The sequence below is a fragment of the Aliivibrio sp. A6 genome (genome assembly GCF_028765505.1).
Lineage (GTDB): Bacteria > Pseudomonadota > Gammaproteobacteria > Enterobacterales > Vibrionaceae > Aliivibrio > Aliivibrio finisterrensis_A.
On the sequence record NZ_JARACR010000025.1, the window covers coordinates 15,349 to 36,315 of the forward strand.

Below are 20,967 nucleotides of genomic sequence, written 5' to 3' on the forward strand. Positions count from 1 at the left end.
ACAGTGGTTGTGTTACTGTTTGCTGTAATTCATTCTATAGCATAGAACTTTTTAAGAGTATTGAAGTAACTTTGAATTGAGGTTGCTTACTAATTTAATAAATAAGACGGTTGTAATTATGCATATTCATATCCTTGGTATCTGTGGCACCTTCATGGGAGGCGCTGCAACATTAGCCCGTCAGCTTGGGCATAAAGTCACTGGGTGCGATGCTAACGTTTATCCTCCAATGAGCACGTTATTAGAATCTCAAGGCATTGAGATTATCCAAGGATTTGATCCGAGTCAGTTAGACCCCGCGCCAGACCTAGTGGTAATTGGTAATGCAATGAGCCGTGGAAATCCATGTGTTGAGTATGTCTTAGATAAGAACCTGAAATACACCTCTGGTCCACAATGGTTACAAGAGTTTTTGTTGCAAGATCGCTGGGTGATGGCGGTTGCTGGTACTCATGGTAAAACAACAACGGCGAGTATGTTGACATGGGTGCTTGAAGAGTGTGGTTATAAACCAGGCTTTTTAGTCGGTGGCGTGCTTGGTAACTTCGGAGAGTCGGCTCGATTAGGCGAAAGCATGTTTTTTGTGGTCGAAGCAGATGAATATGACAGTGCTTTTTTTGATAAGCGTTCTAAGTTTGTGCATTACCGTCCACGTACGCTTGTATTGAATAATCTAGAGTTTGATCATGCGGATATCTTTGATGATCTTGCTGCTATTCAGCGCCAATTTCATCACTTAATTCGAACGGTTCCAAGTACAGGCCGTATTTTTGCACCAAAACAAGATAAACCACTTGAGCAAGTATTAGAGCTGGGATGCTGGAGTGAGCTTGAATTTACAGGCGAAGATGGTCAGTGGAAGGCAATAAAGCTAGAAAAAGATGGCAGTGTATTTGACGTTTATTTTGAAGGCGAGAAAGTTGGACAAGTTAATTGGGATTTAGTCGGTGATCATAATGTGAGTAATGCATTGATGGTTGTCGCTTCTGCTCGCCATGTTGGTGTTACTCCTGATTTAGCCTGTGAAGCGTTAGGTAAGTTTATTAATACTAAACGTCGTCTAGAGTTTAAAGGTGAGGTTAATGGGGTGACGGTTTATGATGATTTTGCTCATCACCCAACAGCGATTGATCTAACGCTAGGTGGCCTACGTAATAAAGTGGGTGATAAGAAGATTATCGCGGTATTAGAGCCACGTTCAAGTACCATGAAACTCGGTGTACACAAAGATACATTAGCGGCCTCTTTACATGCGGCTGATGCGGTTTATCTTTTCCAACCAGACAATATTTCTTGGTCTGTTGATGAGGTTGCACAACAATGCGCTCAACCTGCTTATACCCATAATAACATCGATACTTTTGTTGATATGATTGTGGCCGAAGCACAGCCGGGCGATCAAATATTGGTAATGAGTAACGGTGGTTTTGAAGGCATTCACGGAAAATTACTTGAGAAGTTAAACCAACAATGAAATCTGAAAAGAGAGCGATTACTTTAGCAATGACAGGCGCATCTGGTGCGCCCTATGGTCTACGCTTGCTTGAATGTTTATTAGCGGCAGATTATCACGTTTATTTTTTAATATCGTCAGCGGCTCGTGTTGTGATGGCGACAGAACATAGTTTGAAGCTCCCAAGCGGCCCTGATGCAATGAAAGCAGCGTTAGTTGAACACTTAGGTTGTAATGCAGATAACTTAACCGTTTGTGGCAAAGAGGATTGGTTCTCACCAGTGGCTTCTGGTTCTGCCGCACCAAAACAAATGATAGTGTGTCCATGCTCGGCAGGGAGTGTGGCATCAATTGCTCATGGTATTTCAGATAACTTAATAGAGCGTGCTGCGGATGTGGTGTTAAAAGAGCGAGGGCAGTTAATTTTAGTTGTTCGCGAAACGCCATTTTCTACATTACACCTAGAGAATATGTTAAAGCTATCTCAAATGGGTGCGACGATCATGCCGGCAGCCCCAGGTTTTTATCATCAACCTCAATCAATAGAAGACTTAGTTGATTTTATGGTGGCGCGAATTTTGGACCACCTTGGGGTTGAACAAGGGTTAGTTCCACGTTGGGGATACGATCACCGTTGATATAATCAATATGCTTAGAGAAAACCTCTGGCTCATTGCTTGATTCACACATACAATATCGCTTCTCATCGGGGAGCAATAGATATCGGCTTATTTAAGTTGGTATTCGCTGAGATTAGTAAGGGTTGGATAATGCTTACTTAAACCCGTACTACCTGACTCAGATAATGCTGGCGTAGGGATTGAGATGACATCCTCTTAGAGAATATCACCTTAATTCTGTGCCGCTCAAAAGGATGTAAGCGCACACAATGAACACTCTTTCTATTTCCTCTCCTCTTAAATTATTACCAAGTGTCTTAGCGATGGCTACGGCAACTTCTTTTGCTGTTTCAGCAGCAGAAACCAAAACATTAACGGTTTATACCTATGACTCTTTTGCGGCTGATTGGGGCCCGGGCCCAACGGTTGAAGCGGCTTTTGAAGCGCAATGTGGCTGTGATTTAAACTTGGTTGCACTTGATGACGGGGTGTCTATTTTAAATCGTCTTCGATTAGAAGGGAAAAATGCCAAAGCAGATATCGTCTTAGGGTTAGATAACAACTTAATGGCAGAAGCGAAAGCAACAGGGTTATTAGCTCAGCATCAAGTAAATACAGATTCAGTGACTTTACCGGGAGGTTGGAATGACACTACGTTCGTTCCTTATGATTTTGGTTACTTTGCGTTTGTTTATAATAAAGAAAAAGTAGCAAATCCGCCTAAAAGCTTAAAAGAGCTAGTCGAGCAGCGTGATGATCTAAAAGTGATTTATCAAGATCCTAGAACATCAACACCGGGCCAAGGTTTATTACTTTGGATGAAATCGGTTTATGGAGATGAAGCACCACAAGCGTGGAAGCAGCTAGCGAAAAAAACCGTTACTGTTACAAAAGGGTGGTCTGAAGCTTACAGCATGTTCTTAGAGGGGGAGTCTGATTTAGTACTCTCTTATACCACATCTCCAGCGTATCACTTGATTGCAGAAAAAGATGACAAATTTACAGCGGCTGATTTTTCAGAAGGGCACTACACTCAAGTTGAAGTAGCGGCTAAAGTGAAAAATACTAAAAATAATGCACTGGCGGATGAGTTCTTAGCGTTTATTTTAAGTGATAAATTCCAATCAGCAATGCCAACTGGAAACTGGATGTATCCTGTGACTGATGTTGCATTACCTCAAGGTTTCGATAGTCTGACCGTGCCTAGTAAAGCCTTATCATTTAATTCTCAAGAGATCTCGCAACAACGTAAATCATGGATCCGAGAGTGGCAACACGCTCTAACATTTTAATTTGATATAAGGAGTACAGATGTGCTCCTTTCTTTTGGCAATGATGAAAAAAAAATCTTCTTATAATTCTGTTCCTCTATTGGGATATGTAATCGCAATTGTCATTATTGGCTTTGTTGGTGGGGCGATAAGCGCTCTATTTTTAGAATCGCCAAGTTTGGATTTGAGCTTAATTTGGTCTGATCCTTATTATCGCTACATTACTCAGTTCAGCTTATACCAAGCATTTCTCTCTGCTTTATTAAGTATTAGTTTGGCTATTCCTACTGCATATGCGTTATCACGCCGTCAGTTTAAAGGACGAAGCCTTTTACTTAAGCTTTGTGCAACTACGCTTGTGCTTCCTGCATTAGTGGGTGTTTTTGGCTTACTCTCTATTTATGGCAATAGCGGTTTAATCTCCGATTTATTTCAGTGGCTTGGTTACTCCTTACCATTTTCTATCTATGGCCTTAATGGCATTTTACTCGCACATGTTTTTTTCAATTATCCTTTTGCGACTCGTTTATTTTTACAAAGTTTAGATTCAATCTCTGCTGAGCAACATCAATTAGCGGCGCATTTAGGGTTAACCGGTTGGAGTAAATATCGCTTATTGGCGTGGCCGAGAGTAAAGCAACAATTGCCTCATGTTGCAGGTTTAGTCTTTATGCTTTGTTTCACCAGCTTTGCTACTGTGATGGCATTAGGAGGAGGGCCAAAATCAACCACCATTGAACTGGCTATCTATCAAGCGATTAAATTTGATTTTGATTTGCAGTCGGGGGCTATTTTAGCTTTATGGCAGATGTTGCTATGTGGCGTACTTTCCTTGTTTATTCAACGTTTTTCTAAATCAGTTGCGGTTGACTCGGCATCGATTTCTCAAGCTGTATTGTATCAAGACTCAGCACAAGAGAAGCGGTGGGATAGAGGGTGGATTTTATTATTAATACTTTTTCTATTACCCCCATTACTGATGGTCGTACTCAGTGGCTTAAATTCAGAATTAATCAGAGTGCTTGGCTCGCAGGCGTTTTGGTTAGCGTTGGCTAATTCATTGATAGTCGCTTTAGGGGCTGCGGTATTAGCTATGCTATTTGGTGTGATGTTATTGCACACCACTCGAGCATTGAGATTAAAACAGAAACGTTTATGGGCAGATAAATTAGATCTGATAGGAACGATGATCTTAGTCACTCCAGGTTTGGTTATTAGTACCGGGTTATTTTTGTTATTGAGAAACATGACTGACGTATTTTCAATTGCTATCTGGATAGTTGTTGTCGTAAATGCACTTATGGCTCTGCCGTATGTGATAAAAACACTCGCTCAGCCCTTATTGCATATAGCGCAACAGTATCAATTATTATCGGCAAGTTTAGGGCTTTATGGTTTTACTCGTTTTCGATTGATTGAATGGCGAGCATTACGAAAACCCATGGCTCATGCGTTTGCCATTGCCTTTATTATGTCGATTGGTGATTTAAGTGCGATTGCTTTGTTTGGCAGCCAAGAGTTTAGAACCTTGCCTTTGTATCTGTTTCAATTATTAGGAAGCTATCAAATGGAAGCTGCCGCAGTGGTATCCTTAAGCTTATTGTTATTAAGTGTTGGTGTATTTAGTGTCGTAGAGTGGTTATTCTCCTCTAAAAATAATCATAAAGGTGAGTTGTAATGCTGAGCTTTTCAGAGGTGAAATACCGTTATCATTCAGAATTATTTGAGTTTGACTTAAAGGTGAATAAAGGGAATGTGGTGGCCATTCTTGGGCCGAGTGGTGCGGGGAAAAGTACATTACTGAGCTTGTTGGCTGGGTTTATTAGCCCTGAATCGGGTGATATCACAATTAATAATCTATCACTATTATCACAAGCGCCCCATCAGCGTCCGTTATCGATGCTATTTCAAGAGCACAATTTATTTGCCCACCTTTCTGTTTTCGACAATATTGGCTTGGGTATTAAGCCTAATTTACGTTTAAATGAAACAGAGAAAAGAAGTGTTACTCAGGCTGCTCAACAAGTTGGTGTTGATGAGTTATTGCATCGTTTGCCTGAGCAGTTATCGGGCGGGCAAAAGCAGCGAGTGGCTTTAGCTCGTTGTTTAGTGCAAAAGAAACCTGTTTTATTATTAGATGAACCCTTTTCAGCGCTTGATCCTATGCTAAGAGAAGAAATGATCGGGTTAATTCAACGCTTGATTGAAGAGCAACAATTAACCGTTTTAATGGTGACGCATAGCTTACAAGATGCAAAGGCATTAGCTTCTCATTATGCTTTTGTATGTCAGCACAAAGTATTGAGTTTTGGTGAAGTGTCGGTACTTGCCATACAAGAGCATCCATCAGAATTAGTTCGTTATTTAAAGGCCGTTAAATAAACTTTTTCATCTCAAATTGAGTATAATCTACTACACTCATTTTTATGATAAATGGGCGTGACCTATGTGCTGTCATACAGTAACATTAGCGCCCTTTTGAACCTCGCCATTTTAGGCTGTTATTCTTGGTTCTAAAATTCTCACTCTATATAAAATAAATTAATTTTGAGGTGTGTTACCACTATGTCATTTGCTTTGGGCCAACGTTGGATCAGTGATACAGAAAGTGATTTGGGTTTAGGAACCGTAGTTGCGGTTGACGATAGAACCGTATCGATACTTTTTGCCGCATCAGAAGAAAATCGTTTATACGCAAGACACGATGCACCCGTTACCCGAGTGATGTTCAATAAGGGAGATACAATTGAAAGCCATGAGGGCTGGTCACTTGAAGTCGAAGACGTTATCGAAGATGGCGGTCTACTTACTTATATCGGAACTCGTGTCGATACTGATGAAGCGAATGTTGTTCTTCGTGAAACATTACTAAGCCATCAGATCCGTTTTAATAAGCCTCAAGATAAATTATTTGCAGGTCAAATCGATCGTATGGATCGTTTTGCGCTGCGCTTCCGTGCACTTCAAAATCAATATGAACAACATAAAAACCCAATGCGTGGTTTGTGTGGTATGCGTGCAGGTTTGATCCCTCATCAGTTATTTATCGCACATGAAGTGGGCCGTCGTTATGCGCCACGCGTTTTACTTGCGGATGAAGTTGGTCTAGGTAAAACGATTGAAGCGGGTATGATTATTCACCAGCAAGTGCTGTCTGGCCGTGCTGAGCGTGTGTTAATCGTGGTTCCTGAAACACTACAGCATCAGTGGTTAGTTGAAATGATGCGTCGTTTTAACCTGCATTTTTCTATCTTTGATGAAGAACGTTGCGTTGAAGCTTATGCCGATTCTGAAAACCCATTTGATACTGCGCAGTTTGTATTGTGTTCATTAGATTTTATTCGTAAAAGTAAGCGTCGTTTCGAACAAGTTGTTGAAGCGGATTGGGATTTACTTGTGGTCGATGAAGCGCATCACCTTGAGTGGAACCAAACTAAACCAAGTCGTGAATACCAAGTAATTGAAGCAATTGCAGAAGAGACTGCAGGTGTTTTACTGCTAACTGCAACACCAGAGCAATTAGGCCATGAAAGTCATTTTGCTCGCTTACGTTTGTTAGACCCTGATCGTTTCTATGATTACGATGCGTTTGTTGAAGAAGAGCGCCAATATCAACCTGTTGCTGATGCGGTTACCGCATTAATGAGTGGTGATACGCTATCTAACGAATCTAAAAATCGCATTGCAGATCTGCTTTCTGAGCAAGATGCGGAACCTCTGTTTAGAATTATTGAGTCCTCAACTTCTGAAGAAGAGCAAGCGCAAGCTCGTCAAGAGTTAGTTGATAATCTAATGGATCGCCATGGTACGGGTCGAGTGCTATTCCGTAATACTCGTGCTGCGATTAAAGGTTTCCCACAGCGTAATCTTAATTTAATGCCAATGCCTTTACCTTCTCAGTATGCAACGTCTATGCGTGTGGCAACGATGATGGGTGGTCGCATGACGGATGAAGCGCGTGCGATGAAGATGCTTTATCCAGAAGAGATCTTCCAAGAGTTCGAAGGTGATAGTGCGACGTGGTGGCAGTTTGATCCACGTGTTAACTGGTTACTTGAATTACTAAAAGAAAACCGTAATGAGAAGGTGCTAATTATTGCATCTCGTGCTTCCACTGCATTGCAATTAGAGCAAGCACTGCGTGAGCGTGAAGGTATTCGTGGTACGGTTTTCCATGAAGGCATGTCTATCATTGAGCGTGATAAAGCAGCCGCTTATTTCGCACAAGAAGAAGGCGGCGCACAGGTTCTGATCTGTTCTGAAATTGGCTCTGAAGGTCGTAACTTCCAGTTTGCTAATCAACTTGTCATGTTTGATTTGCCGTTTAACCCAGATCTTCTTGAGCAACGTATTGGCCGTTTGGATCGTATTGGTCAAAAACGTGATATCGATATTCATGTTCCGTACCTACAAGGTACATCTCAAGAGTTACTAGCACGTTGGTTTGATGAAGGTTTGAATGCCTTTGGTGAAACCTGCCCAACGGGACGTGCGGTGTATGATAAATTCTCAGATGCAATTATCTCAATTCTAGCGACAGGTAAATCAGATGGTTTGGAGCCATTGATTGAAGAGTCAGCAGCATTAAACAAAGAGCTAAAAGCCCAGTTAGAGCAAGGTCGTGACCGTTTATTAGAAGTGCATTCTAATGGTGGCGATAAAGCAAAAGAGATTGCAGAGAAAATTGCAGCGACCGATGGTGATACTAATCTGGTTAACTTTGCTTTAAATCTGTTTGATACCATTGGTTTAAATCAAGACGATAAAGGTGAAAATGCAATTGTAGTAACACCAGCAGAAAACATGTTGGTATCTAGCTACCCAGGTTTACCTTATGAAGGTTGTACTATTACCTTTGATCGTGAAACAGCATTGTCTCGTGAAGACATGAACTTGATCAGCTGGGAGCACCCAATGATCCAAGGTGGTATTGATCTAGTATTAACTGAAGGTGTAGGGGCTACAGCGGTTTCTTTATTGAAAAATAAAGCGCTACCTGCAGGAACATTATTGCTTGAGCTCGTTTATGTGGTGGATGCACAAGCGCCTAAGCAAAGCGGCATTGGTCGCTTCTTACCGAAAACACCGATCCGCCTAATGATGGATGGTAAAGGGAATGACTTATCTGCTCAAGTTGAGTTTGAAAGCTTTAACCGTCAGTTAAGCCCTGTAAACCGCCATATGGCAAGTAAGCTTGTAAATTCGGTACAAAAAGAGATTCATGCGTTAATTGATAAGGCTGAAGTAAGTATTGAAGATCGTATTGAAGCGGTTCGTGTTGATGCGAATACTGAGATGAAAAATGCCTTAAATGCAGAGCTAGAACGCTTACAAGCATTAAAAGCAGTAAACCCAAATATTCGTGATGAAGAGTTAACTCAAATTGAAACTCAAATCAGCGAATTATCTGGTTATATTGGTAAAGCACAAGTTCAATTAGATTCATTACGTCTAATTGTAGTGAGCCATAATTAAGTAACGTAATGCTCTCTGAAGAATGGTATGTTTCAGAGAGCATGCCTAGAGTGAGTATAAACATGGCAATGCTAGAATATTTACCACCACAAGATCCATGGATAGATATTGTTTATCAAGATGAATCTATTTTAGTGGTAAACAAGCCATCTGGTTTATTATCTGTACCTGGCCGAGCTCCTGAGCACTACGATAGTATGTGGAGCCGTTTAAAGGTTGAATTCCCTGATATTCAAGTTGTACATCGTTTAGATATGTCTACGTCAGGGTTAATGTTGTTTGCAATGAATAAATACAGCGAACGTCATTTAAAAAAACAGTTTCAATACCGCCTAACGCACAAAATTTATTATGCGCGAGTATGGGGGCATATTGAGCAAGATGAAGGTGAAATTGACCTACCTTTAATTTGTGATTGGGAAAAAAGACCGAAACAGAAAGTCTGTTTTGAGCATGGCAAGCCTTCTCAAACTCGCTATCAAGTGGTGAGGCGTGAAGAGAAAACGACGATTGTTCGGTTGCTACCAATCACTGGACGTTCGCATCAATTACGAGTACACATGTTGTCTATTGGGCATCCAATAGTAGGGGATGAATTTTATGCGAATGAGGAAGCGAAAAATTTCTCTTCTCGTTTGGAGCTGCACGCGGCTGAATTGAGCTTTTACCATCCCAAATCGGATTGGGTTCGTTCTATTTTTGTCCCTTGTGATTTTCATCCCGAAGCACAAGAAATGATGTTTTCTATTTATGATCCAACAAGAAAATTACCAGATTATAAAACACTGAAATCATCTTAATTAGATATATTCAGTTCGAGATTTTGCGTCTCGAACTGAATTTCCTCAGAATGTTTAGCCTTGAGGCTTTACAACCATCACATTAATTGTTGAGTTATCAACGACCTTACTTGCGACTGAACCTAACATCACTTTATCGATTTTTGAGCGCTTATGGCTTGGCATAACGATTAAGTCAGCGCCTAAACGTTCAGCATAATCTAAGATTGTGACATAAGGTTTTCCTTCAGATACGTGAACTTTATATACCACTTCTTCATCAACAAATTTTGCTGCAAATTCGTTTAATTGAGCTGAGACATCTTCTTTCATTTTTTTCGCGGCATCTTTAGGGAAGTAGGTCGAGACCATCGACATATGAATGCCCGGTAATACATTTAATAAATGCAGCTCAGCATTAGATTGTTTTGCATGCCAAACAGCTAACTCAACCGCTTTATCAGCAAAGCCTTTTTCATTTAAATCTACTGGAACCAATATTTGCTTATACATGATTTTATTACCTAATAAGGGGAGAGTGACTCCCCTAGATTCCATTCATTAATTTATGCCGCTAAGTTTTCCTTTTTTGCTCGGCGACGCTGATTAAAGCCTAGTGCAAACAGCAGAAGTAATGTTGGTACAAATACCCACTCTTTTAGAGGACGGTCAGCATCAAGCACTACATTCTTTATTTCCCAGTCAAAATCAATTCCAGAAGCTTCGGCTGGACTGCCAAATTCAACCATATCTACAATCATTTTATTATCCACTTCAGATAACATTAGACCCATAGAGCTAACGCGATCATCACCAGTAACCGCTCGATCATCAAAAGGTAAGCGAACTGTTTTGCTGATGACATCACCTTCGAGGTTTTGTCCTGTTACTTCTAATGTCAGTGATTGTCCCACATTTAGCTCTTCTGCTATTTGAGCGATCTCAATACCTTGATGATAATCTTTGGCTGGATAGATTTGATCCCACCAATAGCCAGGACGGAACAGTGAGAATGTGATTAGTAAAAGTAAGACTACTTCCCACCATTTCGTTTTGGTGAACCACCAACCTTGCGTTGCTGCTGAGAAGGTCAACATTGCAATAACTGAAGATATAATCGTAAGTGCTAAATGCCACCAAGAATCAATGCCCATCAATAAAAGCTGAGTATTGAAAACAAACATGAAAGGTAAAATTGCGGTACGAATATCGTAAGTGAATCCTTGGATACCGGTGCGGATAGGGTCAGATTTTGCAATAGCAGCGGCAGCAAAAGCCGCAAGACCGACTGGTGGTGTATCATCTGCAAGAATACCAAAGTAGAACACAAATAAGTGAACTGCGATTAATGGAATAATCAGACCGTGTGCAGCGCCTAGAGTCACAATAACTGGTGCCATTAACGTTGATACAACAATATAGTTTGCCGTCGTTGGTAATCCCATACCTAAAATTAAGCTGATCACTGCGGTAAATAACAGCATAAGAATGATGCTACCACCAGAGATAAACTCAACAAAGTCAGTCATGACTAGGCCAATACCCGTTAAGGTTACAACACCTACAACCGTACCTGCAGCAGCAGTAGCTACACCGATACCAATCATATTTCGAGCACCAGAGACTAAGCTTTCTAGTAAATCATCAAATCCCTGTTTCACTTGTTCAACGAGATTGCCTTGCTTTGAAAAGAAAGCAATTAAAGGGCGTTGAGTCAGTAGGATAAAGATCATAAATACGGAAGCCCAGAATGCAGATAATCCTGGAGAGAAGCGCTCTACTGTTAAACACCATACTAATACGACGATAGGCAGTAAGAAATGTAGGCCTGATTTGATCGTAGGACCAGGGTCCGGAACTTCAGTTAACTCTTCATCAATCGCCATCATTGCGTGCTCTTGGTATTTTGCAGATATGCTAACCAAGCCCACATAAGAGAGCAGTAATGCGATTGTTACGATCGGTGTTGCAGCATCACCGAAGACATCTTTTGTCCAACCAATACCATAGTAAACCGCTGCACTAATGACACAAAGCCCTAGAATAGTACCAGTAAAGGAAAGGAGGCTATGGACTAAGGTTGGCGTATGGCGACGCGGAAGGCCAGTCATACCAGCTTTACAAGCTTCAAGATGAACGATGTAAAGTAGCGCAATATAAGAAATTAAAGCTGGGAGTAATGCGGCTTTAATCACTTCTACATAAGAGATACCGACGTATTCCACCATTAAGAACGCCGCCGCTCCCATGATAGGTGGAGTAAGTTGACCATTAGTGGAGGCTGCAACTTCAACTGCGCCCGCTTTTGTTCCAGGAAAACCCACACGTTTCATTAATGGAATGGTAAACGTACCAGTGGTTACTACGTTAGCAATTGATGAACCAGAAACTAAACCTGATAAGCCTGAAGCCACGACCGCCGCTTTTGCAGGGCCGCCTTTCATATGACCAAGTAGAGAGAAAGCGACTTTAATAAAGTAAGCACCAGCACCTGCTTTTTCTAGCATGGCACCAAATAAAACAAATAAGAAAACAAAAGAGGTTGATACACCTAGTGCAACGCCAAAAACACCTTCAGTTGTTAACCATAGATGTGACATTGCTTTGTTTAAACTTGCCCCTTTATGTGCAATTACATCTGGCATATGAGGACCGGCAAAGGTGTAAAGTAAGAATACGGCTGCGACCACCATTAGTGGGGGGCCTAAAGCACGTCGAGTTGCTTCAAGCAACAATATCATACCAACAACAGAGGCAATAATATCGGGGGTCGTTGGTGCGCCAGAACGCTCAGCTAATTGAGTATAGAAGATATAAATATAAGCAGCTGAGAAACTGCCAGCAAAGGCAAGAGCCCAATCTATCGCAGGAATACGATCTCTTGGTGAGTTTTTAAGAGCAGGATAAGCGGTAAAAGCTAAAAAGATGGCGAAAGCCAAATGTATTGAGCGAGCCTCTGTATCATTGAGTATGCCGAAATCAAAAATGAACGGTAAAGGGGAAGCATACCAAAGTTGGAACAGAGACCAACATAATGGAACAAACCATAAAATACGGCCAGATAATCCTTGTGGTGAACGTGCACCAGTGTCCGATTGGGCCACCATTTCTTGCACATCTTGTGACGTATTTAACGACTGCGTCATGTACTTTTCCTTAGTGATGCTCGAATTTAACACTCAATTATTAAGCATTAGATTACTGAATATAAGCCAATGTGTAGGCTAGAAAGAGCTGATCTTCAAATCCGTTTTATTATTGGTAGTTATCCGTTGTATGGAAAGATCAGGGATATTGCGAAGAACCAAAGAGACCACATGGCCTCTTTGGTTGATAGTTACGCTACCTGTAAAGAGTAGCGCAGTGTTGAAGAAAGGCTATTTTAGTAGACCAACTTCTTTGTAGTATTTCACAGCACCTGGGTGAAGTGGGATAGAAAGACCTGACTTAACCATGTCTTCTTTTTTCAATGTTGCAAATGCTGGGTGCAAACGCTTAAAGGTATTAAAGTTTTCAAATACCGCTTTTGCTACGCTGTAAGCCACTTCATCAGAAACATCAGAAGTTGTTACCATAGTTGCTGCAACACCAAAGCTGTTTACATCACCTTCAGTACCGCGGTACATACCTGCTGGTACTGTGCTATATGCATAGTAAGGGTTGTCTGCAACGATTTTATCGATTTTAGGACCGGTTGCAGACACTAGTTTTGCATCACAAGAAGTGGTTGCTTCTTTGATTGAACCATTTGGATGTCCAACCATGTAGATGAAGGCATCAATTTTGTTATCACAAAGTGCTTGTGAACGCTCAGACCCTTTTAGTTCAGAAGCGAGTTTAAAGCTATCGTTAGTCCAACCCATCGCATCCATTACAACGCCCATAGTTGCGCGGTCACCAGAGCCAGGGTTACCAATGTTTACGCGTTTACCTTCAAGGTCTGCAACATTGTTAATGCCTGAATCGGTACGAGCGATAATGTTAAAAGGTTCTGTATGAAGAGAGAACATTGCACGCAGTTTCTTGTAAGGGCCTTGAGCTTCAAATTTGCTTGTGCCGTTGTAACCATGGAACTGCCAATCTGATTGAACGATACCAAAATCCAGTTCACCAGAGCGAATGGTATTTACGTTATAGATTGAGCCGCCAGTTGATTCAACAGAACAGCGAACATTGTGTTCTTTACGATCTTTATTCACTAATTTACAAATAGCACCGCCAGTTGGGTAGTAAACCCCAGTCACTGAACCTGTACCTATTGTGATAAATTCCTGAGCGCTTGCTGTACCCATACCAGCTACAACCATTGCAGCAGCAACCGTTGTGGTTTTAATCGCTTTACTTAGTGCCATGTTATTCCCTTCCTTTATTGTATGACTTTTAATTGCATACCTTGTAATGACAAGATTAAATAAAAATCAGTATTTATTCACTTTTAATTAAGTGTTTTCGTTTCCTGTTACAGAAATGGCGAGTAAATGATAGCAAATTAATGAGTTACTTTTAAAATGATGTTAAATAAAAACTATCAAAAGTGTGAAATAACTAACTAATGACAGGGTTAATAATAGCTATTATCGGCTTATTAGCATCAGTTTAATAAAATTTTGAACTGTGGGGAGTCGGTAGAATGATGAATAAGAGCACTTTATTGATTTATAAAATGCTCTGATATTGAGAGGAATTTATTTAGGTTTAAACTGAGTATTCAAATAAGTCACACACTGAATCAAATAAATCAGTCACATCAATCGTTCTTGTTGGGGTGATAAAAATAGTATCATCGCCAGCAACAACGCCTAAAATGCCTTCCGCTTTCCCTAAAGAGTCTAACAAGCGAGCAATAAGTTGAGCGGCCCCTGGACCGGTGTGAATAACAACAAGCGCACTGTTATAATCAATATCCATTACAAGTTCACGAAGGGAGCTTGAAACCGTAGGCACGCCAAGTTCAATTGGTAGGCAATACACCATTTCCATTTTTGCATTACGAGTACGAACTGCACCAAATTTGGTTAGCATTCGTGATACTTTGGATTGATTAATATTATCGAAACCTGCAATACGAAGTGCATCGACAATCTCACCTTGCGAACCAAATCGTTCCGCTTTAAGAATAGATTTAAACTCTTTAACTAATCGTTCTTGCTTTTCATTATTTCGCATACTGTTTTGATTCTTTTTGCAATAATTCCTACTATTCTCGCATAATTATTTATCTATAACCAAATCAAAATCGTATTTCTGTGATTAGTTACTTTTTATCAATAGACCTTTATTCTGTTGGTTAATTTGAAAGAATGGTTGTGAGGTCGGAGTAAAATAGTGATGAATTTGTAGCACGAATGGCATGTCATTGCGTAAGGTCGCAAAGCGAAGCGAATAGGATTGAATTTCATTTGAGCTTACTATAACGTCGCTTTTAGTTTGAAAGTAAATTCATAATAAAAATATACCTCTACCACTCAAGGAGAACGAACATGAAAGTTGCTGTTATTGGCGCCGCAGGAGGCATCGGACAAGCGTTAGCACTACTTCTTAAGAACCGCCTACCAGCGGGTTCAGATCTTGCTCTTTATGATATAGCACCTGTAACACCTGGTGTTGCTGCAGATCTAAGTCATATCCCAACCCCTGTATCTATTAAAGGTTATTGTGGTGAAGATCCAACTCCTGCGCTTGAGGGAGCTGATGTTGTTTTAATTTCTGCAGGTGTTGCTCGTAAGCCAGGAATGGATCGTTCAGATCTATTTAATATCAATGCGGGTATTGTGAAGTCATTAACTGAAAAAATTGCAGTCACTTGTCCAAAAGCATGTATTGGTATTATTACAAACCCTGTTAATACAACAGTTGCGATTGCTGCTGAAGTACTAAAAAAAGCAGGCGTATATGATAAAAATAAATTATTCGGTGTAACAACACTTGATGTGATCCGTTCAGAAACGTTCGTTGCAGAATTAAAAGACAAAGATCCAGGTGAGATCCGCGTTCCAGTAATTGGAGGTCACTCTGGTGTTACTATCTTACCTCTTCTTTCTCAAGTAGAAGGTGTTGAGTTTACTGCTGAAGAAGTTGCAGCATTAACTCCACGTATTCAAAATGCAGGGACTGAAGTTGTTGAAGCTAAAGCGGGTGGTGGTTCTGCAACGCTTTCAATGGGACAAGCAGCGTGTCGTTTTGGCTTGTCGTTAGTGAAAGCACTAGGTGGCGAACAGGGTGTTGTTGAATGTGCTTATGTTGAAGGTAACGGTGAACATGCTCGTTTCTTCGCACAGCCAATTCTTCTTGGCAAGAATGGTATTGAAGAGATCCAATCGTATGGTGAGCTAAGTGCATTTGAACAAGAAGCACTGGAGAGCATGCTAGATACGCTACGAGGCGACATTAAAATTGGCGAAGAGTTTGTTAAATAATACCAATCTACATAAGTATTTGATCATTCTTGCTTGTTAAAATCGATTATACCTGCGTTATAAATTTTTGTAATTAGAACCACTAGTTACTGTAATTTATGCCTTGCTCTAATCGATTTTTCCTACGCAATTATCTGAACAACGACTTATCCAGAATGGTATAACTAACGAGCAATATGTATTAAAAAAGGGCCGCTAATCAATTAGCGGCCCTTTTTTTGATATTTTCTTGCTGTTTATATTCGCGAGATTATCTTATTTACTGCGTTTAACTGCTAAATGAGCTAACGCTTTTAATGCTTCTTTATAATCAGATTCTGGCAGAATGTTCAATTCAGCAATGGCTTTATCTGCTTCTTCATCTGCTTTTTGTTTTGTGTACTCTAATGAACCGACTTCTTTCATACAAGCTAGGATAGGTTCTAGTTTATCTAACCCATTTCCTTTTTCTATTGCTTCACGGATCATTGCTGCTTGTTCTTCATTACCATATTTCATTGCATGTAGTAATGGTAACGTAGGTTTTCCTTCTGCAAGGTCATCCCCTACGTTTTTACCCATGTCTTCACCATCAGAGGTGTAATCCATGACATCATCAATTAACTGAAAAGCAGTACCTAGATATTTACCGTAGTTTTGAAGTGCGGTTTCGATCTCTTGTGGAGCATCATTTAGGATCGCTCCGATCTGCGTTGCTGCTTCAAATAGGCGAGCTGTCTTAGAGTAGATCACCTGCATATAACTTTCTTCGGTCGTATTAGGATCGTTACAGTTCATTAATTGAAGCACTTCGCCTTCAGCGATCACATTTACAGCTTCACTCATTAAACTAAGGATCTTTATGGATCCTAAGCTTGTCATCATTTGGAAAGAGCGGGTATAGATGAAATCACCAACTAATACACTTGCTGCATTTCCGAACTCTGCATTTGCCGTTGCTTTACCGCGACGCATGTCTGATTCATCAACAACATCATCATGCAAGAGGGTAGCGGTATGAATAAATTCAATAAAAGCGGCTGCCATTGTGTGGTCTTTGCCTTCATATCCAAGAGCTTTAGCTGATAAAATGGCAAGAACTGGGCGTAGGCGTTTTCCACCGCCGCTAACAATGTAAAAACCAAGTTGGTTGATTAACGCAACATCTGAGTTGAGTTGAGCTAAGATGGTCTCATTGACGATTGCCATGTCATCAGCCGTTAGGGCTTGAATAGCTTTAAAATCCATTATTCTTCCAGCAAGGTTAGGGCCTAAATCAGGCTTCATTATAATAAGTGATTAACTAAATAATACACTAAAATGGGGTTAGCAATACAGTCGAAAATTATCTCCTTATAGCTTAATGAGCACGTCGGCGATCTTTTCATCATTTTTCTTCATTTTTGGGTTGTCAGATTGAAATCATTCGCGTAGAATCCACGCCCTATTGATGACAAGTTTAACGCACACCAAAATTGTTGAGTAAACAAAATAAATGGTAGTGCGAAAGTAGCGGAGTAAAATATGTACGCTGTTTTCCAATCTGGTGGTAAACAACACCGTGTAAGTGAAGGTCAAACTCTTCGCTTGGAAAAATTAGACGTTGAGACTGGCGCAACAGTTGATTTCGACAACGTTCTTATGATTGCTAATGGTGAAGAAATCACTGTTGGTGCACCTCTAGTAGCTGGCGGTAAAGTAACTGCGGAAGTAGTTCAGCACGGTCGTGGCGATAAAATTAAAATCGTTAAGTTCCGTCGTCGTAAGCATTCTCGTAAGCAGCAGGGCCATCGTCAATGGTTCACTGAAGTCAGAATCACTGGCATCAGCGCTTAATTTAAGGAGAATAACAAATGGCACATAAAAAAGCTGGCGGTTCTACTCGTAACGGCCGCGATTCAGAAAGTAAACGTCTTGGTGTTAAGCGTTTCGGTGGCGAATCTGTTCTTGCAGGTAACATCATCGTACGTCAACGTGGTACTAAATTCCACGCTGGTACTAACGTAGGCATCGGTAAAGACCACACTCTTTTCGCTCTATCTGAAGGTAAAGTGAAATTTGAAGTTAAAGGTCCTAAAAACCGTAAATTCGTTTCTATCGAAGCTGAATAATAACTTTATAAGTTAATTCTAAAGCCCTGCCAATTGGCGGGGCTTTTTATTTATGGATAGTCACCAGTTAAGCACTCTTCATCTATAATTATATCCATCTTTATAGATATCAATGTTAGAGTACTTAACTAGTGACTATATTAATATATACGTAGCGTAAAGATCATTGACGATCAACGATTGAGACCTTATTCACTGGTCTACAGTAAATCAGCCGTACTTGATATTCGAATGCCTTTTTATGTAAGTGCTTTTGATTATTAATAAGTACCAACGCTACAGCTCGGAGAAGAAAATGAAATTCGTTGATGAAGCGACAATTAAAGTAGATGCCGGTGATGGCGGTAATGGTGTAGTTAGCTTTTGGCGTGAAAAATTCGTAGCTAAAGGCGGCCCTGACGGCGGTGATGGCGGCGACGGTGGCGATGTTTACCTAGAAGCGGATGAAAACCTAAATACACTTATCGATTATCGTTTTAATCGTTTTTATGACGCAGAGCGTGGTAAGAATGGTAGCGGTGGTAACTGTACAGGTAAGCGTGGTGAAGACATTACGTTGAAAGTGCCTGTAGGTACACGTGCTATTGATATCGATACTGGTGAGAAAGTTGCAGAACTGATGACTCACGGTATGAAGGTAATGGTTGCTAAAGGCGGCTGGCATGGTTTAGGCAATACACGTTTTAAATCATCAGTAAACCGTGCTCCTCGTCAAAAGACATTAGGAACAAAAGGTGAAGTACGTGAACTTCGTCTAGAGCTTCTTCTTCTTGCTGATGTAGGTATGCTTGGTTTACCAAATGCGGGTAAATCTACGTTTATTCGTGCGGTATCAGCAGCAAAACCAAAAGTAGCCGATTACCCATTTACAACATTAATCCCTAGTTTAGGTGTTGTACGTGCTCGCGGTAACAAAAGCTTTGTTGTTGCCGATATCCCTGGTCTAATTGAAGGTGCTGCTGATGGCGCAGGCCTAGGTGTACGTTTCTTAAAACACCTTGAGCGTTGTCGTGTACTGCTTCATGTAATTGATATTCTTCCAATTGATGGCAGTGATCCTGTACAAAATGCATTAACTATCATTGATGAGTTAGAGCAATACAGTGAGAAAGTAGCGGGCAAACCACGTTGGTTATTATTCAATAAAACCGATCTTCTATTAGAAGAAGAAGCGGATGAAAAGATCAACGAGATCTTAGAAGCACTTGCTTGGGATGATCGTCACTTTAAGATTGCAGCAGTAAGTCGCACAGGTACTCAAGAAGTATGTGATGAGCTGTCTGACTTTATGGATACTCTACCAAAAGAGATTCAAACAGATGAAGAGAAAGCGGCTGATAAAGTTGACTTCATGTGGGATGATTACCATAAAGACGCAATGTCTGGTCAACACGTTGTTACTGAAGATGATGACGATGACTGGGATGATGAAGAAGATGACGGTCACGTAATTTACGTTCGTGACTAATTCAATCTGCTTCTATTACAGATAATAATAAAAAACCGCACTTGTTGCGGTTTTTTTGTATTTAAATCAGTAAACATTATATCGAAATGATTAGAATGGGTTTTAATTTAATAAATCATTGCGAATAAACATGGATGAGAAGCAAAGAGAGATATCCCGCTTAGTAGCAAAAGCAGGGCAAATGCTATTACAGCATGGAGCTGAAAGTAGTTTGGTTTCTGATGTCAGTCGCCGCTTAGGCATTGCCGTCGGGGCGGATGATGTCGAAATATCATTGTCAGCAAGTTCACTGGTGATCACGACCATCATTAATGAGCATTGTATGACAACGGCTCGAAGAGCCCCCGATCGCGGCATTAATATGAGGGCAATTACTGAGATCCAACGGATCTGTATTATGTCGGAAAAAGGGTTATTGGATCGGCATGAAGCAACCGCTAAGCTAGATAATATTAGCCCTGAAAGATATAATCGCTGGCTTGTGGTTGTGATGATAGGTTTATCATGTGCCAGTTTTAGTCGTTTAGCAGGAGGTGATTGGCCTGTATTTATGATGACATTTTTAGCTTCTTCATTAGGCATGATTGTTCGCCAAGAAATAGGACATCGACAATTTAATCCTCTGCTTAACTTTGGTATCACTGCCTTTGTGACCACTCTTATCTCCTCTCAAGCTGTCATTTATCACATTGGTAATATTCCTTTTCTTGCAATGGCTTCTTCTGTTTTGATGCTTGTTCCCGGTTTCCCTTTAATAAATGCCGTTGCCGATATGGTGAAAGGGTACGTTAATATGGGAATTGCTCGATGGACATTTGCGACCTTACTTACCCTAGCAACCAGCATTGGGATTGTGGGTGCGATGAACTTGGTTGGTGTCTGGGGATGGATTAACTAATGAATGTTTTAATTAATTCGAATTTTGATTTATTCCTCGCTTTATTAAATGATATGTTTTTTGCCATGATCCCTGCCGTTGGTTTTGCCTTGGTATTTAATGTACCGGCTAAGGCTTTGAAATATTGTGCCATTGGTGGAGCAATTGGCCATGGAACACGATTTTTATTAATGCATTATGGTGCGCCTTTAGAGTGGGCAACACTATGTGCCGCAACCACGGTTGGAATGATAGGCGTACATTGGTCGCATCGATTTCTCGCACACCCTAAAGTATTTACGGTTGCCGCTTTGATCCCAATGGTTCCGGGAGTCTTTGCATTTAAGGCAATGATCGCCGTGGTAGAAATTAACCATCTTGGTTATTCTCCAGAGTTATGGGCCATGATGATTGATAATTTAATTAAGACCCTATTTACTATAGCAGCACTTGCGATTGGTCTTGCTATGCCTGGGCTACTGTTTTACCGTAGAAAGTCGATTGTTTAAGTATAGTGA

The 20,967-nt window shown here is 40.6% G+C and carries 18 protein-coding genes and 1 riboswitch; of the genes, 13 read left to right on the plus strand and 5 right to left on the minus strand.

All coding sequences use genetic code 11. The features are described 5' to 3' along the window. The first annotated feature begins 118 nt into the window (after positions 1–118). The 7 genes from mpl (at position 119) to rluA (ending at position 9,619) form a co-directional block, all read left to right on the plus strand. Positions 119–1,474 carry a UDP-N-acetylmuramate:L-alanyl-gamma-D-glutamyl-meso-diaminopimelate ligase gene (gene mpl, locus PVK70_RS14210; protein ID WP_130048650.1) on the plus strand — a complete coding sequence of 452 codons (1,356 nt, stop codon included), beginning with the start codon at positions 119–121 and terminating at the stop codon, positions 1,472–1,474. Then, on the plus strand, positions 1,471–2,091 hold the full coding sequence (locus tag PVK70_RS14215; protein WP_130045895.1) for a flavin prenyltransferase UbiX: 621 nt from the start codon (positions 1,471–1,473) through the stop codon (positions 2,089–2,091). Before mpl ends, PVK70_RS14215 begins: the two co-directional genes overlap by 4 nt. A gap of 59 nt (positions 2,092–2,150) precedes the next feature. Beyond that, positions 2,151–2,290, plus strand: a riboswitch (TPP riboswitch). Positions 2,291–2,342: 52 nt separating this feature from the next. Next, the gene (gene thiB, locus PVK70_RS14220; protein ID WP_130048651.1) at positions 2,343–3,365 is read left to right on the plus strand and encodes a thiamine ABC transporter substrate binding subunit; all 1,023 of its coding nucleotides are present in this window, start codon (positions 2,343–2,345) and stop codon (positions 3,363–3,365) included. A 19-nt stretch (positions 3,366–3,384) separates the two neighbouring features. After that, complete coding sequence (thiP, locus tag PVK70_RS14225) at positions 3,385–5,022, plus strand: thiamine/thiamine pyrophosphate ABC transporter permease ThiP (RefSeq protein WP_422836544.1); 1,638 nt, start codon at positions 3,385–3,387, stop codon at positions 5,020–5,022. Then, on the plus strand, positions 5,022–5,726 hold the full coding sequence (gene thiQ, locus PVK70_RS14230) for a thiamine ABC transporter ATP-binding protein (protein ID WP_130048652.1): 705 nt from the start codon (positions 5,022–5,024) through the stop codon (positions 5,724–5,726). The genes thiP and thiQ overlap by 1 nt, the downstream gene beginning before the upstream one ends. 183 nt (positions 5,727–5,909) lie before the next feature. Next, positions 5,910–8,819: an RNA polymerase-associated protein RapA gene (gene rapA / locus PVK70_RS14235; protein ID WP_130048653.1), complete on the plus strand. Its 2,910-nt coding sequence runs from the start codon at positions 5,910–5,912 to the stop codon at positions 8,817–8,819. 62 nt (positions 8,820–8,881) lie between these two features. After that, positions 8,882–9,619, plus strand: a complete 738-nt coding sequence (gene rluA / locus PVK70_RS14240) for a bifunctional tRNA pseudouridine(32) synthase/23S rRNA pseudouridine(746) synthase RluA (RefSeq protein ID WP_130048673.1) — start codon at positions 8,882–8,884, stop codon at positions 9,617–9,619. 54 nt (positions 9,620–9,673) lie between these two features. On the opposite strand, the gene PVK70_RS14245 is transcribed toward rluA, so the two are convergent. The 4 genes from PVK70_RS14245 to argR form a co-directional block, all read right to left on the minus strand. Further along, positions 9,674–10,111: a universal stress protein gene (locus PVK70_RS14245; protein ID WP_130045899.1), complete on the minus strand. Its 438-nt coding sequence runs from the start codon at positions 10,109–10,111 to the stop codon at positions 9,674–9,676. Positions 10,112–10,164: 53 nt separating this feature from the next. Further along, positions 10,165–12,744, minus strand: a complete 2,580-nt coding sequence (locus PVK70_RS14250; RefSeq protein ID WP_130048654.1) for a TRAP transporter permease — start codon at positions 12,742–12,744, stop codon at positions 10,165–10,167. Between the two features lie 231 nt (positions 12,745–12,975). Further along, positions 12,976–13,950 carry a TAXI family TRAP transporter solute-binding subunit gene (locus tag PVK70_RS14255; RefSeq protein WP_130048655.1) on the minus strand — a complete coding sequence of 325 codons (975 nt, stop codon included), beginning with the start codon at positions 13,948–13,950 and terminating at the stop codon, positions 12,976–12,978. Between the two features lie 343 nt (positions 13,951–14,293). Then, positions 14,294–14,764: a transcriptional regulator ArgR gene (gene argR, locus PVK70_RS14260; RefSeq protein WP_130048656.1), complete on the minus strand. Its 471-nt coding sequence runs from the start codon at positions 14,762–14,764 to the stop codon at positions 14,294–14,296. 314 nt (positions 14,765–15,078) lie between these two features. Between argR and mdh the strand changes: the two genes are divergently transcribed. After that, a complete protein-coding gene (gene mdh / locus PVK70_RS14265; RefSeq protein ID WP_130048657.1) occupies positions 15,079–16,014 on the plus strand; it encodes a malate dehydrogenase in 936 nt (311 codons plus the stop codon). Positions 16,015–16,269: 255 nt separating this feature from the next. Here mdh and ispB read toward each other — a convergent pair whose 3' ends face one another. Continuing rightward, complete coding sequence (ispB, locus tag PVK70_RS14270; RefSeq protein WP_130048658.1) at positions 16,270–17,241, minus strand: octaprenyl diphosphate synthase; 972 nt, start codon at positions 17,239–17,241, stop codon at positions 16,270–16,272. A 276-nt stretch (positions 17,242–17,517) separates the two neighbouring features. Between ispB and rplU the strand changes: the two genes are divergently transcribed. The 5 genes from rplU to PVK70_RS14295 all read left to right on the plus strand — a co-directional run bounded on the left by rplU (position 17,518) and on the right by PVK70_RS14295 (position 20,958). Next, positions 17,518–17,829: a 50S ribosomal protein L21 gene (gene rplU, locus PVK70_RS14275; protein ID WP_060993942.1), complete on the plus strand. Its 312-nt coding sequence runs from the start codon at positions 17,518–17,520 to the stop codon at positions 17,827–17,829. A 17-nt stretch (positions 17,830–17,846) separates the two neighbouring features. Next, positions 17,847–18,104, plus strand: coding sequence for a 50S ribosomal protein L27 (rpmA, locus tag PVK70_RS14280; RefSeq protein WP_005417307.1), 258 nt, complete (start codon positions 17,847–17,849; stop codon positions 18,102–18,104). Between the two features lie 295 nt (positions 18,105–18,399). Then, a complete protein-coding gene (cgtA, locus tag PVK70_RS14285; protein ID WP_130045905.1) occupies positions 18,400–19,572 on the plus strand; it encodes an Obg family GTPase CgtA in 1,173 nt (390 codons plus the stop codon). A 130-nt stretch (positions 19,573–19,702) separates the two neighbouring features. Then, positions 19,703–20,470: a threonine/serine ThrE exporter family protein gene (locus PVK70_RS14290; RefSeq protein WP_130045906.1), complete on the plus strand. Its 768-nt coding sequence runs from the start codon at positions 19,703–19,705 to the stop codon at positions 20,468–20,470. After that, positions 20,470–20,958, plus strand: coding sequence for a threonine/serine exporter family protein (locus tag PVK70_RS14295; RefSeq protein WP_130048659.1), 489 nt, complete (start codon positions 20,470–20,472; stop codon positions 20,956–20,958). Before PVK70_RS14290 ends, PVK70_RS14295 begins: the two co-directional genes overlap by 1 nt. The last annotated feature ends 9 nt before the right edge of the window (positions 20,959–20,967 follow it).